Source organism: Arthrobacter woluwensis (assembly GCF_030816155.1).
Classification (GTDB): domain Bacteria; phylum Actinomycetota; class Actinomycetes; order Actinomycetales; family Micrococcaceae; genus Arthrobacter_E; species Arthrobacter_E woluwensis_A.
This window is the reverse complement of record NZ_JAUSXR010000001.1, coordinates 1,495,398-1,510,335: the sequence shown is the minus strand read 5'-3', so window position 1 is coordinate 1,510,335 and position 14,938 is coordinate 1,495,398. Positions and strand designations below refer to the sequence as shown.

The window sequence follows — 14,938 nt, the reverse complement described above, 5'->3', positions numbered from 1 at the left end:
AGGTGGTCTCCCTGCTGTTTTCGGCTGTTCGCTCCCCAGCATCGTATCGCGAGCAGGGCGCCTCGATCCCGGTTCGACGGCGTCACGCAGGTCCCCCGCCGGACCCGCTCACTGCGCCCGCAATTGCGCTTCCAGCTGGGCTTCCAGCGCCGCGATCCTCCGCTCAAGATACTCGAGGTATTCGATCACGTAGGCGTCCTTCGCCTCGATCCGGTCCAGCCGCGGAAGGATGTGCTGCACATTGCCGTTCATCGGAGCGACGAGCGGATGACCGTCGTCGATGGCTGCCAAGGCCCGGCGCAGAGGGCTGGTTTCGTCAGGAAGAGTCATGTCTGCACCCTATCGGCCTCCGGCGGGCTCCGTCGTGGGCCGTCTCTCAGGAGTGCGTGAACCCGACGGTAGAAACTCAGGACGGTCCGCGGATGGGCCAGCAGCCACAGCAGCCCCACCTGGCATGCTCCGAAGGCCGCCATCGTGAACAGTCCCAGAGCCCCCGGAGGCCAGTCGACGAGCGCTCCGGGGAGCCCGCTCACCACCTGGGCGATCGTCCAGATCCCCTGAGTGGCCAATCCTGCCCAGCCGATCAGCAACCCGCTGAACGGTCCTGGTACCAGGGTCAGAGGCAGCGCCGCGGTTCCCAGCAGCGTCACCGGGGTGACCAGCGGCGCCGTCAGCGCGTTGGAGAGCATCGAATACGGTGTCAGCTGCGGCTGGATCAGCACGAGCAATGGCGCACACGCCAAATTCGCCGCCAGCGGGATCGACAGACCCAGCGCCACCGCATACGGCATCCACCGGGCCAGCCACTGCGCAAGGCCCTGAGCGGAGACGAGGATCCCCGCTGTCGCCGCCACCGAGAGTGCGAACCCCAGGTCCCAGGCCAGCCACGGCTCGGCCAGCAGCAACCCTGACGCACTCACACATAGCAGAGGAAGCCCGCGGCCCCGGTGGCCGCCCATCATCACCACCAGCCCCGCCCCGGACATCACCACGGCCCGCAGGACACTCGAGTCCGGCCCCACCAGCGCACCGAACGCCGCCAGTGACAGCAAGGACAACAGCATCACGGCCGGACGGCTCACCCGCACACCACGCAGAACCAGCACCACGGAAGCGAACACCACACTGCAATTCGCGCCGGAGACCGCGGTCAGGTGTGTCAGGCCGGTGGTGGTCATGACCGCAGCGGACTCCGGAGCCGCACGGCTGCGGTCCCCCAGCACCATGCCGTCCAGCAGAGCGCCCGGATCGCCGGCGACGGCACGGCTTCGGCGGAGGAACCCCTGCCGGAGGCGGGAGACCGCAGCCTCGAAGAGCGACGGAGCTGCGAGGAACCGGGGCCTCGCCACGACGGTGCCGGAAAGCGAGCCGGGGCGGCCGTCCCGCTCCTTGAGGCGCAGCATCAGTTGCACCTCCTGGCCGTAACGGAGCGACGTGCAGACGGTCAGACACTGGGCGTCCACCGCCAGGTCCAGACTTCGCTGCGTGGCTCCGCTTCCGATCCGCTGGAGCCGGACCGTGAACCGGCAGCCGTGGACGCACGGCGACTCTTCCGGCAGTTCGCCGGTGTCCTGAGGCGTGGCCCCCTCGCCCCGGCCTGGCTCCTGAGGGAGCGCCTCGGGGTGCCCTGCGACCTTGGCGAGAACGGTGATGGCCTGCCGGGCCTCCACAGCGCTCCACAGCTGTCGCTGACCGGGATCGGCGGTGCGGACGAGTCCGAGGAGACAGCCCAGCAGCGCCACGAGGACTCCGAGGGCGAGGCCGGCGCCCACGCTCCTGCGGGGTCGCCCGGTCCTCGGACGGCGCAGCCTGCGGGCTATGAAGAACCACCACAGGGCGACTGTGCCGAGCGCGGCGGCGCCCGTGATCGCCAGAACCCTCAACAGCGCTTCATCCCTCGCCGCGGTCACGGCGCTCACCACCCAGAGCAGGCAGAGCACCGGCACCAGGCGCACATCATGCGTCGTCTCCCGCAGCAGAAGACGCCGCTCGAGTTCCTCGTCACGAGAGCGCAGGGCGGCCTTCGCCACGGCCAGCAAACTCGCCAGGCCCCTCACGGCACGCCTCAGGATCACAGTGCGCTTCATGACCGTCGGACCTTTCACGATCGACCGTCCAGGACGAGGAGGGGCGTCAGCTGCTCCAGAAGACGCGGGCCGATGCCGTCCACCGCGTCGAGGTCCTCGACTCTCGTAAAGGGCCCATGCTGTTCACGCCAGGCGAGGATCCGGTCAGCGAGCACCTTCCCGACCCGCGGCAAGGTCATGAGCTGCTCCTCCGACGCCGTGTTGAGGTCGACGCGCGCGGCAGGGCTTCCGGACCGCTTGCCGGTGGCTCTGGCGGGCCCGGCGTCACCCGAGCCTCCTCCGGGGCCGGGCGGATTCGTGTCCTGTCCCGTCATCCGCTCATCGCGCTGCGGCACATGGATCTTGCGCCCGTCCTGCAGCGGCTCGGCCAGGTTCAAGGCGTCCAGCTCCGCCGAATCCAAGGCGCCGCCGGCCTTATCGATCGCCTGGAACACCCGGACACCGGCCGGAAGGCGGACGATGCCTGGATGCTTCACCGCACCGGAGACATGGACCACGATCACGGCTGGTCCTGAGGCCGGACCCGAAGGTGAGACGGAGGAAGGATGCGAAGAGGGCCTCGACGGGATGGGCTCCACGGAGCTGCGCGAGGCGGAGGGTGACTCCTGAGCGGGCTGGCCCGGCACTGCGGCCGTGACCGCCCACCAGGCGCCCAGCAGCGCGACGAGGCACAGTGCCGTCGTCGTCAGGGCCCGGAGGCTGAGGTGCCAGCGGAAGCGGCCACGGCGGTGAAGCCGACGCCGCTCGGCCAACGTGGGGTTCGGCTCGGCTGGCGGGGAATCGGCGCCTCCGGACGCCCCGGCGAGAATCCGGTCCAGGCGTCCCTGCGCATCGGACGGTGTCATCCTCCGAAATTACTGCGGCAAGCCACCCGGGGCGGGTGCGGGAGGGCCTATGAGGACAATTCGCGGGGAGGGAGCTGTGCGCTGACGATCGCGAGGACGCCGAGGCCCACGTGAGCGGCCAGCACCGGCGGAAGCGTGCTGATCACCACCGGCGGCGCGGCGGGGAAAGCAGCGGCCAGTCGGCCGGCAAGCTCCGTGGCGGCCTGCGGCGAGCCGAAGTGATGGACCGCGAGCCCGAGTGATTCTTCGGGGATACCCTTCGCGGCGGCGCCTGCCAGCTCCTCCAGACGAGCCAGTGCCCGGGCCGCGGAACGGACGCGCTCCACCGGCACCACTTTGCCGCCGGCGATGCCGAGGATCGGTTTGATGGCGAGCACGGTGCCGAGCCACGAGGCCGCGTTGCCGATCCTGCCGCCACGGCGGAGCTGCTCCAGTGACGGGACGTAGAAGTGGACCGTGCTTCCGGCCAGCGATGCTTCGGCGCCGGCCGCCACCAGTTCCAGAGGAGCCCCCTGGCCGGCCAGTTCACAGGCGGTCTGCACGGCGAAACCCTGGCACATGGCGGCGGTCCGTGAGTCGAGCACCTGCACCGGGATCCCGCACTCTGCGGCCGCGATGCGCGCAGCATCGGCGGTTCCGGACAGGTCTGCGGAGAGATGCACGGACAGGATGGCCGAGTAGCCGGCCGCTTCGAGCTCGCGGTAGGCGGCCGCCAGGGTGGCCGGCGAGGGACGTGAGGTGCGCACCGTCTCCCCCATCGCCAGGGCGACGCTCAGACGCTCGGCCACCCGTGCCTCACCCTCCGCCAGATCGGCCGAGGAGTAGATCTCCTCCCCCACCATGACCGGCATGGGCACGTGCCGGAACCAGTCCGGCGCCTGGTCGAGCCAGGCCTGCGGCAGGGCCGCCGCGGAATCCGTCACGACGGCGACCTGCACCGGCGGCGGCACAGGCTTCCTGGCGCGCCCGGCACGGCCGTCCGCGCAGCCACCCTTGAAACCGGAAGAGCCGAGGGCACGGAGAGCCTCGAGACGCTCGAGCAAGCGTCCCCAGGTCCCGACCCCCGGCTCCGGCATGTCGTCCGGCCTAGGCGGGGACGATGTTCACGAGCTTGGGCGCCCGCACGATGACGGTCCGGATGTCCCGCCCGTCCAGGATCCGCTGCACGTTCTCGGAGGCCAGCGCGAGCTCGCGCAGAGCGTCCTCCGTGATGTCGGCGGGGACCTCCAGACGGTCGCGGACCTTGCCCTGGACCTGCAGCACGGCGGTGACCGTGTCCTGAACCAGGAGCGCCGGGTCGAACGTCGGCCAGGCGGCGTTCGCCACGAACGGCTCACGGCCCAGCAGGTTCCACATGTCCTCCGCCGTGTACGGCGCGAACAGGGACAGGATGACGGCCACGGTCTCGGCCGCCTCGCGAACGGCGGGATCGGCGGCGCCGGCCCCGGAGTCGATCACCTTACGGGTCGCGTTGACCAGCTCCATGAGCCGGGCCACCACCACGTTGAACTTGTTCGCGGCGAGCAGTTCCTCCGCATCGGCGATGGTCCGGTGCGTCACAGCGCGCAGGGACTTGTCACCGGACTCCGCGGGGGTGCCCGGCTCGCTGGTGACGTCCTGCGCGAGGCGCCAGGCGCGGGCCAGGAACTTCGCGGAACCCGACGGCGAGACGTCCGCCCAGTCGACGTCGTCCTCCGGCGGGGAGGCGAACACCATGGTGAGGCGCACGGCGTCGACGCCGAACTTGTCCAGCTGCTCGCTCAGGTCCACGCCGTTGCCCAGCGACTTGCTCATGGCCTTGCCGCCGTTGAGCACCTGACCCTGGTTCAGGAGCGCGGTGAACGGCTCGGTGGTCTCCAGCATGCCCAGGTCATGGATGACCTTGGTGAAGAAGCGGGAGTACAGCAGGTGCAGGATGGCGTGCTCGACGCCGCCCACGTACTGACCGACCGGCATCCAGGTGTTGACGGCCTCCGGGTCGAAGGGGCCCTCGGTGTAGTCCGGCGAGGTGAACCGCAGGAAGTACCAGGACGAGTCCACGAAGGTGTCCATGGTGTCGCTGTCCCGGCGCGCCGGTCCCCCGCACTCAGGGCAGGTGACGTTGACCCATGCCTCGGCCGCGGCCAGGGGCGACGTGCCCTTCGGCGCCAGGTCCTCGCCGCGCAGATCGTCCGGCAGACGGACCGGCAGGTCCTCGTCCGGCACAGGCACCTCACCGCAGGATTCGCAGTGGATGATCGGGATCGGCGTGCCCCAGAACCGCTGACGGCTCAGCAGCCAGTCGCGCAGGCGGAAGTTCACATAGCCCTCACCGGTGCCCAGGCGCTCCAGGATGGCGATGGCGGCCGGAATGGCTTCAGTCTTGCTGAGGCCGTCCAGCTCACCGGAGTTGATGAGCGTGCCCTCGCCGGTGGCCGCGACGCCGGTCTCCGCCGGGTTCTCCTCGCCGGTCTCCAGCACGGGGCGGACGGGGATGCCGAACGCCTTGGCGAAGTCCAGGTCACGCTGGTCGTGCGCGGGCACGGCCATGATCGCGCCGGTTCCGTAGTCGGCCAGGACGTAGTCGGCGGCCCACACGGGCAGCTTCTCGCCGTTGAGCGGGTTGATCGCGTAGCGGCCCGTGAACACACCGGTCTTGGGACGCTCGGTGGACTGACGCTCGATCTCGGAGAGGGCCTTGACCTGCTCGCGGTAGGCGTCCAGGGCCTCCGCATGCTCCGGGGCGACCAGCTCGACAGCCAGATCGGAGTCCGCGGCCACGACGAAGAAGGTGGCGCCGTACAGCGTGTCCGGACGGGTGGTGAAGACCGTGGTCTCGCGCTCGGGCTTGTCCCCCGCCGCTTCGATCACGAAGCGGACGTGGGCGCCTTCGGAGCGGCCGATCCAGTTCTTCTGCATGGCCAGCACACGCTCGGGCCAATGGCCCTCCAGCTGATCCATGTCATCGAGCAGACGCTGCGCGTAATCGGTGATCTTGAAGTACCACTGGTTCAGGGACTTCTTCGTGACCGGGGTGCCGCACCGCTCGCAGGCGCCGTTGATGACCTGTTCGTTGGCCAGCACCGTCTGGTCCTTCGGGCACCAGTTGACGGGAGAGTCCTTGCGGTAGGCCAGGCCCTTCTCGTAGAAGCGCTTGAACAGCCACTGGGTCCAGCGGTAGTACTCGGGGTCCGAGGTCTGCAGACGACGGGTCCAGTCCGCGGAGATGGCGTACCGCTTGAAGGAAGCGGCCTGGGTGTCGATGTTGGTGTAAGTCCACTCGCTCGGGTGGGCGTTGCGCTTGATCGCGGCGTTCTCGGCGGGCAGGCCGAAGGAGTCCCAGCCGATCGGGTGCAGGACGTCGTAGCCCTTCAGGCGCCAGTACCGCGACACCACGTCACCCATGGCGAAGGCCTCGGCATGACCCATGTGAAGGTCTCCGGACGGGTACGGGAACATGTCCAGGACGTAGCGGCGTTCGCGCGATCCGTCGTCGAGGGGGGCGAACTGGGGGTTCTCCTCCCAGGCCTTGGCCCACACGGCCTCGATGGCGGCGAAGTCATAGCCACGCTCGCGCGCGGACTCACCGCCCACGGTCTGTTCAGCTTCTACGCTCACTCTTTGCTCTCTCACCTTCGGCGCTCCGGCATCGTTCCAGCCACGCTCATCCACTCCACACACACAAAAGCCCCTCAACCCGCGACGACAGCCCGGCTGTCGGAAGGGTTCAAGGGGCGGCCGTCCACATCGGAACACCACGTCGGAACTGTGTGCGGACGCGGCGCCGAGGGACGGCTAGCTAAGCAGAAGGATTGCGTGCATACCCTCCACTTTACCGCACGGTACCGTCCCGTCGCGCGGCATGGTCCTCCGGTCCACGGAAGAGGCCGCACACCACCCTTGCGGGCGATGCGCGGCCTCTCTCCGTCGTGACGGAGGACTTACTTGACGTCCTCGTCGACCCAGTCCATGGACTTGGTCACGGCCTTCTTCCAGAGGCGCAGCTGACGGTCGCGCTCTTCGGCGTCCATCTGCGGCTCCCAGCGCTTGTCCTCGCCCCAGTTGGCGGACAGCTCGCCGAGATCCTTCCAGAACCCGACGGCGAGGCCGGCCGCGTAGGCGGCGCCCAGCGCGGTGGTCTCGGTGACCTTCGGACGGACCACGGGCACGCCCAGGATGTCGGCCTGGAACTGCATGAGGGCCTCGTTGGCGACCATGCCGCCGTCGACCTTGAGCTCCGTCAGCGGCACACCGGAGTCGGCGTTGACCGCGTCCAGGACCTCACGGGTCTGGAAGGCGGTGGACTCCAGCGCGGCGCGGGCGATGTGACCCTTGTTGACGTAGCGGGTCAGACCGACGATCGCACCGCGGGCGTCCGCACGCCAGTACGGGGCGAACAGACCGGAGAACGCCGGCACGATGTACGCGCCGCCGTTGTCCTCGACCGAAGCCGCCAGCTGCTCCACCTCGGGAGCGGTGGAGATCATGCCGAGGTTGTCACGCAGCCACTGGATCAGCGAACCCGCGACGGCGATGGAGCCTTCCAGCGCGTAGTGCGCCGGCTGGTCCCCCAGCTTGTACCCCAGGGTGGTCAGCAGACCGTTCTTGGAGTGCACGATCTCGGTGTCCGTGTTGAAGATCAGGAAGCAGCCCGTGCCGTAGGTGTTCTTGGCCTCGCCGGCCTGGAACGCCGCCTGACCGAAGGTCGCGGCCTGCTGGTCGCCCAGGATGCCCGCCACCGGCACTTCGCGCAGCAGCTGCGACGTGTGCACCTGGCCGTAGACCTCGGAGGAGGACTTGATGGCCGGGAGCATGGAGGCCGGAACGCCGAAGGCGTCCAGGATGTCCTGATCCCACTCGAGAGTCTGCAGGTCCATGAACATGGTGCGGGAGGCGTTGGTGACGTCCGTGGCGTGCACGCCGCCGTCGACGCCGCCCGTCAGGTTCCACAGAACCCAGCAGTCGGTGGTGCCGAAGAGCAGATCGCCGGCCTCGGCCTTTTCGCGGGCGCCTTCGACGTTGTCGAGGATCCACTTGACCTTGGTGCCGGAGAAGTAGGTCGCCAGGGGCAGGCCCACCTTCTCCTTGAAGCGCTCGACGCCGCCGTCGGCCGCGAGCTCGTCCACGATCGACTGGGTGCGGGTGTCCTGCCACACGATGGCGTTGTAGACGGGCTCGCCGGTGTTCTTGTCCCAGACCACGGCGGTCTCGCGCTGGTTCGTGATGCCTACCGCGGCGATGTCGTGGCGGGTCAGGTTCGCCTTGGACAGCGCGCTCCCGATGACCTCACGGGTGTTGTTCCAGATCTCCTTGGCGTCGTGCTCGACCCACCCGGCGTGCGGGAAGATCTGCTCGTGCTCCATCTGGCCACTGGAAACGATGTTCCCGCTGTGGTCGAAGATGATGGCACGGGAGCTCGTGGTGCCCTGGTCGATCGCGATGACGTATTCAGACATGACTTCCTCGTTCTCCTTCTCGACCGGCTACTTGGCCACAGCCGTGAACACGATGGGCAGGTGAGCCGCCCAGCCGGCGAGCAGGCCGCCGATGATGGGGCCGGCGATCGGGACCCAGGCGTAGCTCCAGTCACTGCTGCCCTTGCCCTTGATGGGCAGGACGGCGTGAGCGATGCGCGGGCCGAGGTCACGGGCCGGGTTGATGGCGTAGCCGGTGGGGCCACCGAGGGAGGCGCCGATACCGACCACGAGCATCGCGACGGCGAGCGGGCCGAGACCCGAGGGCGAGCCGCCGAAGCAGAGGATCACGAACACGAGCACGAAGGTGCCGATGATCTCCGTGACCAGGTTCCAGCCGTAGTTGCGGATCGCGGGTCCGGTGGAGAAGGTGCCCAGCTTGTTGGCCGGATCGGGCTCCACGTCGAAGTGCTGCTTGTAGGCCAGCCAGCAGACGACGGCGCCGATGAAGGCACCGAGCAGCTCCGCACCGAGGTAGGTGAAGATGGATGCTGCGTCCACCGGGATGCCGGGAACGAACTCGCTCTTACCTGACGCGACGATACCGAGCGTCACGGCGGGGTTCAGGTGAGCGCCGGACTTGGCTGCCACGAAGACACCGGCGAAGACCGCGAGGCCCCAGCCGAAGTTCACAAAGAGGAACCCGGTGTTGTTGCCCTTAGTCCCCTTCAGCGCGGTATTGGCGACAACGCCACAGCCGAGGAGGGTGAGCATTGCGGTACCGAAGACTTCCGAAAGGAAGACGATTCCAAGAGACATCATTGACTCCTTGAGAGGTGCTGAACACACCGGGCCAGCGCCCGGTGGATAAGTAGCCCCGAAGGGCTAGGCAACCAGGCTGTCCAGCTGAACCAGATGCATACGCTCCAGGACAGTGGTTGCATGGTTGATTTCCGCCACGATTCGATCCTTGTCCCAGCCAAGCGGTTCTGACAAGACCTCGGCCGTTTCGCGGAGGAGTTCTCCCGTGACCAGGCCACGGAAAGCGAGGGAGGTGCGGCGGATGAGAACGTCCACCAGGTGGCCGATCTGCTCGTGCTCCGCCATCCAGTGAAGTTCACGGACGCTCAGTTCGTGCGTGGAGTGCAGGAGGCGGTCCTCCCCCTGGCCCAGGTACGCGATGACGTCGTCGGCACGGGTGCCGTAACGCGTGAGGAGGCCGTCGACGCGAGCCGCGTCGAGCCCCGCCGCCGGGTTGAGACGCTGCTTGATCCACTGCTGCACCCCGGCGTCGTCGGCCGGGAAGCCGACACCGCCGCCGATGGCGAGCTTCGCCGTGGAGACCTTGCGCTGCACGCCGATCAGGCCGAGCACTTCATCCGCGAGGTGCTCGGAGAGCGCGCGGAAGGTGGTCCACTTGCCGCCCACGAGGCTGAGCACGGTGGCGCGGACGGAGCCGAAATCCTGCACGCGCTTCTCGATGCGGTAGTCGCGGGAGACGAAGCCCGGCGCGGTGTCATCGTGACGCGGCAGGGGGCGGACGCCGGAGAAGGTGTACACGATCTGGTCACGGCTCACGGCGATGTCCGGGAAGACGTGCGCCACGAGGTCGAAGAAGTAGTCGATCTCCTCGTCGGTGCAGACGGCGTCCTCGTTCATGTCCGCGTTGATGTCCGTGGTGCCCACGAGGACGCGGTCGCCCATCGGGTAGATGAGGACGATGCGGCCGTCGGTGTGCTCGAAGAAGATCTCGCGGCCACCGGTGGCGGCGAGCAGCTCCGGGTGGTCCAGCACGATGTGCGAACCCTTGGTGCCACCCATGAACGTGGTCGGAGCGCCCAGCGCGGTGTTGCTCTGGTCCACCCAGGCGCCGGTGACGTTGACCACGATGTCGGCGCTGAAGTCGAACTCCTCGCCAGTCAGCTCATCACGCAGACGCACGACGCCGGGTGCGGACTCCGCCGCGCCCACGACGCTGAGGTAGTTGGCGGCACGGGCCTTGTCGCCGCCGGCCTTGAGGCCGTCGTTGAGGACGTCCAGGGTGAGACGCTCCGGGTTGTGCACGGAGGCGTCGAAGTAGCTGGCCGCGTACTTGATGCCCGGGTTCAGACGGGGCAGCTCCTCGAGGGCCTTGGTGCGGCCGCGGAACTGGTGGCGGGGCACGGTGCCGCCGTCGCGGGAGAAGGAGTCGTAGAGGCTCAGGCCGAGCTTGATGAGGAAGGCGCCGCGCTCCTTCGGCTTGCCCTGCTTGTGGGTCAGGAAGCGCATCGGGGCGCTGAGGATGCCGGAGAAGGTGCTGAAGATCGGGATGGTGGTCTTGAGCGGCTTCACGTAGTGGGGCGCGATCTTCATGAGGCGGTTGCGCTCGACCACGGACTCCTGGACCAGGCGGAATTCGCCGTTCTCCAGGTAGCGGATGCCGCCGTGGATCATGTGGGAAGACGCGCCCGAGGCGCCCTGACAGTAGTCGCCGCGCTCCACCAGGACCACGTCCACGCCCTGGAGCGCGAGGTCCCGGAAAGTGCCCACACCGTTGATGCCTCCGCCGACGATCAGCACCTTCGCTGTCGGCCTGGCGGCGATGGCCTCGACGGCCTGGCGGGTCTGGGGGGTGTTGGCGGATGCGTTCTGCTGCGTGGACATTGCTTCTCCGGACTGGGTTTCACGTCGTTCCAGACGCCATGACGGCGTCGTCCCCACTATTCTTGGAAGGAGTGAAAATTACCGTCAAGCAAAATGCACAAACGTGCAGAAGGGTGGGTCATGCGCAAGGACGGCGACGTGCTGAAGGCCGCGCAGCTCTACTACCTGCAGGACCTGACCATGGACGCGATCGCGCGGGAGCTGCGCACCTCCCGTTCCACGGTCTCACGTCTCCTGGCAGCCGCGCGGGATACCGGCCTCGTGCAGATCCAGGTGCGCTCCAGCCTGGACATGGCGCCCGAGCTTGAACAATTGATCAAAAAACACTTCGGAGTGGACGCCCACGTCGTGCCCATCCCGTCGAGCGTCGGCGAGGCCGAGGCGCTCGACCGCGTGGCCCTCTACGCCGCACGGACGATCACCCCGCACGTCGACTCCAACTCGATCATCGGCGTCGCCTGGGGCGCCACCATGAGCGCCGTGAGCCGCCACCTCACCAGCCGGCCCACCCACAACAGCGTCATCGTTCAGCTCAACGGCGCCGGCAACACACACTCCACCGGCATCTCCTACTCGAGCGAGATCCTCCGCCGCTTCGGTCGTGCCTACGGCGCCAAGGTGGAGCAGTTCCCGGTGCCGGCCTTCTTCGACCACGTCGAGACGCGGGAGGCGATGTGGAAGGAACGCAGTGTGGCGCGCATGCTCGACCTCCAGTCCCGGATGACGATGGCGCTGTTCGGCGTGGGCGGGATCGACGCCGGATACCCCAGCCACGTGTACGCCGGCGGCTACCTGGAGCGCCGGGACCTCGAATCCCTCGCCGAACACCAGGTGGTGGGCGATGTGGCCACCGTGTTCTTCCGCGCCGACGGGTCCACCGACGGCATCCCTCTCAACGCCCGATCGACCGGGCCCAGCCATGAGCAGTTGCGCCGGGCGCCCCGCCGCGTGTGCGTCGTCTCCGGTCCGGGCAAGATCAACGGCCTCAAGGGGGCACTCGCCGCCGGCCTCGTCACCGAACTCATCCTCGACGAGAAGACGGCCCGGCTCCTGGTGGGCAGCTGAGCGCGAGTCCCCCGGATTCGTGGAGGCACCTTCGGTAGAGTCAGGAGCATGAGTCACATCCCCTCCGTCGCCCTGAACAACGGCGTCCTGATCCCTCAGCTGGGATTCGGGCTCTACAAGGTCCCCGGGGAGGATGTCGGCGACTTGGTTCCTGCCGCCGTCGACGCCGGATACCGTCATTTCGACACCGCGGCGATGTACGGGAATGAACTGGCGCTGGGCAAGGCCCTGGGCGCGCAGCTGGAGGACGGCAGCCTGAGCCGTGAGGACTTCTTCATCACGAGCAAGGTCTGGAACGACCAGCAGGGCTATGACGCCACGCTGCGCTCCTTCGACGACTCGATGGTGGCCCTCGGCCTCGACGTCCTGGACCTCTACCTGATCCACTGGCCCGTGGCCGGCCGCGGTCTGTACCTGGAGACGTACCGTGCGCTGGAGACCCTGTACCGCGAGGGCCGGGTCCGGGCGATCGGCGTCTCCAACTTCCAGGTGGAGCACCTCGAACGGGTGCTCGAGGAACACGAAGTCGTGCCCGCCGTGAACCAGGTGGAACTGCACCCCTGGCTCCAGCAGCGGGATCTCCGGGCCTTCCACGCCCAGCACGGCATCACGACCGAAGCGTGGAGCCCCCTGGCGCGCGGCGCGCTCCTCGAGGATCCGGTGCTCGCGGCCCTGGCCGCCAAGCATGGCAAGAGCGTGGCTCAGATCGCCCTGCGCTGGCAGATCCAGGAAGGGATCGTCGTCTTCCCCAAGGCGAGCTCGGCCGAGCGCATCCGGCAGAACGCGGACCTCTTCGGGTTCAGCCTGGACCAGGAGGACCTCGACCGGATCGCCGGTCTTGACCGGGACTTCCGCAGCGGCTCCCACCCCGATCAGGTGAAGTGATGAACCCACGGAACCAGACCCTGCCCGACACCACCGGCTTCATCTCCCCCGCCCTCGCGGACCGGGAACGGACCGCCGTCGTGGAGCTGCCCGGAGGGCCCGCCCGCTACTGGGAGCATTCCGCCGTGGATCCGGTCCCCGGCACGAGCCGCACCATCCTGGTGATCCACGGGTTCCGCGGCGACCACCACGGCCTGCTGCGTCTGGTGGATCTGATGCCGGGCCACCGCTTCATCACTCCGGACCTGCCCGGATTCGGCGCCTCGGAGGCGTTCCAGGACCGCGAGCATTCGCTGGAAAGCTATGCCCGGTTCGTGGCGGAGTTCATGGACGCCCTGGACCTGGGTCCCGACACCGTCCTGCTCGGCCATTCCTTCGGCTCTCTCGTGTGCAGCCGCTTCGTGACGCTGTATCCGGGCAGGGTCAACCCGTTGATCCTGATCAATCCCATCGCCGCGCCGGCCCTGGAAGGGCCCAAGGCCCTCCTGACCAAGCTCGCGATCGCCTACTACCGCGCCGCCGCCGCTCTGCCCGAGAAGGCCGGGCGGGCCCTGCTGGCCAATCCGGCGATCGTCCGCGTCATGAGCGTCACGATGGCCAGGACCAAGCAGAAGGACCTCCGCCGGTTCATCCACGCCCAGCACGACGCGTACTTCAGCGACTTCGCCAGCCGGGAAAGCCTGCTCGAGTCCTTCCGCGCCTCCGTGTCCGGCACGGTCACCGAGGTGGCGGACCGGATCACCCTGCCGACTCTGCTGATCGCGGGCTCCACCGATGAGGTCGCCCCGCTGCCCGCCCAGGAGAAACTGCAGGACGTACTGCCGGACTCACGGCTGGTGGTGATCGACGGCGTCGGGCATCTGATCCACTACGAGACGCCGCAAGCCGCCGCCCACTCGATCGAACTCTTCCTTCAGGAGCACCCCGCATGAAACTGGTGATCGACGCCCGGTTCACCCGCACCGACCACCACGACGGCATCAGCCGCTACGGCGCCAGCCTCATCGAGGCCTGTTCCAAGGTGGCGGACGTGACCATGCTGATCAGTGACGAACGGCAGCTCAAGCTCCTCCCGGATGTCCCGTATGTGAAGATCGGCAGCCCGCTCTCGCCGCTCGAACTCTTCGTGGCGCGCGAGGTCAACAAGCTCGGCGCGGACGTGGTCGTGTGCCCCATGCAGACCATGGGCTCCTGGGGCCGCAAGTACGGGCTCATCCTCACCCTCCACGACCTGATCTACTACGAACACCCCGCTCCTCCGGGCTTCCTCCCGGCACCCGTCCGCTTCCTGTGGCGCCTGTACCACAAGGCGTACTGGCCGCAACGGGTCCTGCTCAACCGGGCCGACGTCGTCGCGACCATCAGCCGAACCACCGAGTCCCTCATGGAGAAGTTCCGGCTGACCAAGCGCCCCATCCGGATCGTCGGGAACGCCCCGCAGCCGGGCGCGGTCCCGCGGCCTGAAGGCGTGGCACCGGTCAAGGAGCTCGTCTACATGGGCTCCTTCATGGAGTACAAGAACGTCGAGACCCTCATCCGGGGCATGGCGTCCCTGCCGGACTACACGCTCCGGCTCATGAGCCGCGTGCAGCCCGAACGACGCGCCCAGCTGGAAGCCCTCATCCCCGAGGGTGCACAGGTGGTGTTCCACAATGGCGTCACGGACGAGGAGTACGAGGACCTGTTGCGCCGCTGCACGGCGCTGGTCACGCTGTCCAAGGCGGAGGGCTACGGCCTTCCGCTGGTCGAGGCGATGTCGCTGGGCACGCCCGTCGTGGTGGCAGACACCCCGATCTTCCGTGAAGTCGGCGGGGACGCCGCACACTATGTGCCGGCCGAGGACCCTGCCGCCTTCGCCGCCGCGGTCCGCTCATTGGAGGACGACGGCGCATGGCAGGCCGCCAGCCGCGCCTCGCTGGAGCAGGCAGCCCGGTTCTCTTGGGACCAATCGGCGCAGGAACTCCTGTCCGCGGCGGAGGAAGTGATGCGGCTCCGGGGTTCGCGGAGCCGCTGAAACCCG

12 protein-coding genes are annotated in these 14,938 nt (G+C 68.2%); 4 read left to right on the top strand and 8 right to left on the bottom strand.

The features are described 5' to 3' along the window. Window positions 1-108 precede the first annotated feature (108 nt). The 8 genes from QFZ52_RS06715 to QFZ52_RS06680 form a co-directional block, all read right to left on the bottom strand. Entirely contained in the window at window positions 109-330 is a 222-nt protein-coding gene (locus QFZ52_RS06715; protein ID WP_307496848.1) for a hypothetical protein, read from the bottom strand. Beyond that, window positions 327-2,087 carry a ComEC/Rec2 family competence protein gene (locus QFZ52_RS06710; protein WP_307496847.1) on the bottom strand — a complete coding sequence of 587 codons (1,761 nt, stop codon included), beginning with the start codon at window positions 2,085-2,087 and terminating at the stop codon, window positions 327-329. Before QFZ52_RS06710 ends, QFZ52_RS06715 begins: the two co-directional genes overlap by 4 nt. Window positions 2,088-2,101: 14 nt before the next feature. Then, window positions 2,102-2,932, bottom strand: a complete 831-nt coding sequence (locus QFZ52_RS06705; RefSeq protein WP_307496846.1) for a ComEA family DNA-binding protein — start codon at window positions 2,930-2,932, stop codon at window positions 2,102-2,104. Between the two features lie 47 nt (window positions 2,933-2,979). Beyond that, on the bottom strand, window positions 2,980-4,008 hold the full coding sequence (locus QFZ52_RS06700; protein WP_307496844.1) for a DegV family protein: 1,029 nt from the start codon (window positions 4,006-4,008) through the stop codon (window positions 2,980-2,982). Between the two features lie 10 nt (window positions 4,009-4,018). Next, window positions 4,019-6,529: a leucine--tRNA ligase gene (gene leuS / locus QFZ52_RS06695; RefSeq protein WP_307496843.1), complete on the bottom strand. Its 2,511-nt coding sequence runs from the start codon at window positions 6,527-6,529 to the stop codon at window positions 4,019-4,021. A 323-nt stretch (window positions 6,530-6,852) separates the two neighbouring features. Continuing rightward, window positions 6,853-8,367, bottom strand: coding sequence for a glycerol kinase GlpK (glpK, locus tag QFZ52_RS06690; protein WP_307496842.1), 1,515 nt, complete (start codon window positions 8,365-8,367; stop codon window positions 6,853-6,855). A gap of 27 nt (window positions 8,368-8,394) precedes the next feature. After that, a complete protein-coding gene (locus QFZ52_RS06685; RefSeq protein WP_107002454.1) occupies window positions 8,395-9,144 on the bottom strand; it encodes an MIP/aquaporin family protein in 750 nt (249 codons plus the stop codon). A 66-nt stretch (window positions 9,145-9,210) separates the two neighbouring features. Continuing rightward, window positions 9,211-10,968: a glycerol-3-phosphate dehydrogenase/oxidase gene (locus QFZ52_RS06680; protein WP_307496841.1), complete on the bottom strand. Its 1,758-nt coding sequence runs from the start codon at window positions 10,966-10,968 to the stop codon at window positions 9,211-9,213. Between the two features lie 93 nt (window positions 10,969-11,061). Here QFZ52_RS06680 and QFZ52_RS06675 point away from each other — a divergent pair, with 93 nt between their 5' ends. The 4 genes from QFZ52_RS06675 to QFZ52_RS06660 are packed head-to-tail and all read left to right on the top strand — an operon-like array spanning window position 11,062 to window position 14,932. Then, a complete protein-coding gene (locus QFZ52_RS06675; RefSeq protein ID WP_307496840.1) occupies window positions 11,062-12,033 on the top strand; it encodes a sugar-binding transcriptional regulator in 972 nt (323 codons plus the stop codon). A 48-nt stretch (window positions 12,034-12,081) separates the two neighbouring features. After that, window positions 12,082-12,918, top strand: coding sequence for an aldo/keto reductase (locus QFZ52_RS06670; RefSeq protein WP_307496839.1), 837 nt, complete (start codon window positions 12,082-12,084; stop codon window positions 12,916-12,918). Next, window positions 12,918-13,850 carry an alpha/beta fold hydrolase gene (locus tag QFZ52_RS06665; RefSeq protein WP_307496837.1) on the top strand — a complete coding sequence of 311 codons (933 nt, stop codon included), beginning with the start codon at window positions 12,918-12,920 and terminating at the stop codon, window positions 13,848-13,850. The genes QFZ52_RS06670 and QFZ52_RS06665 overlap by 1 nt, the downstream gene beginning before the upstream one ends. Next, the gene (locus tag QFZ52_RS06660; protein WP_307496836.1) at window positions 13,847-14,932 is read left to right on the top strand and encodes a glycosyltransferase family 4 protein; all 1,086 of its coding nucleotides are present in this window, start codon (window positions 13,847-13,849) and stop codon (window positions 14,930-14,932) included. Before QFZ52_RS06665 ends, QFZ52_RS06660 begins: the two co-directional genes overlap by 4 nt. Window positions 14,933-14,938: the final 6 nt, after the last annotated feature.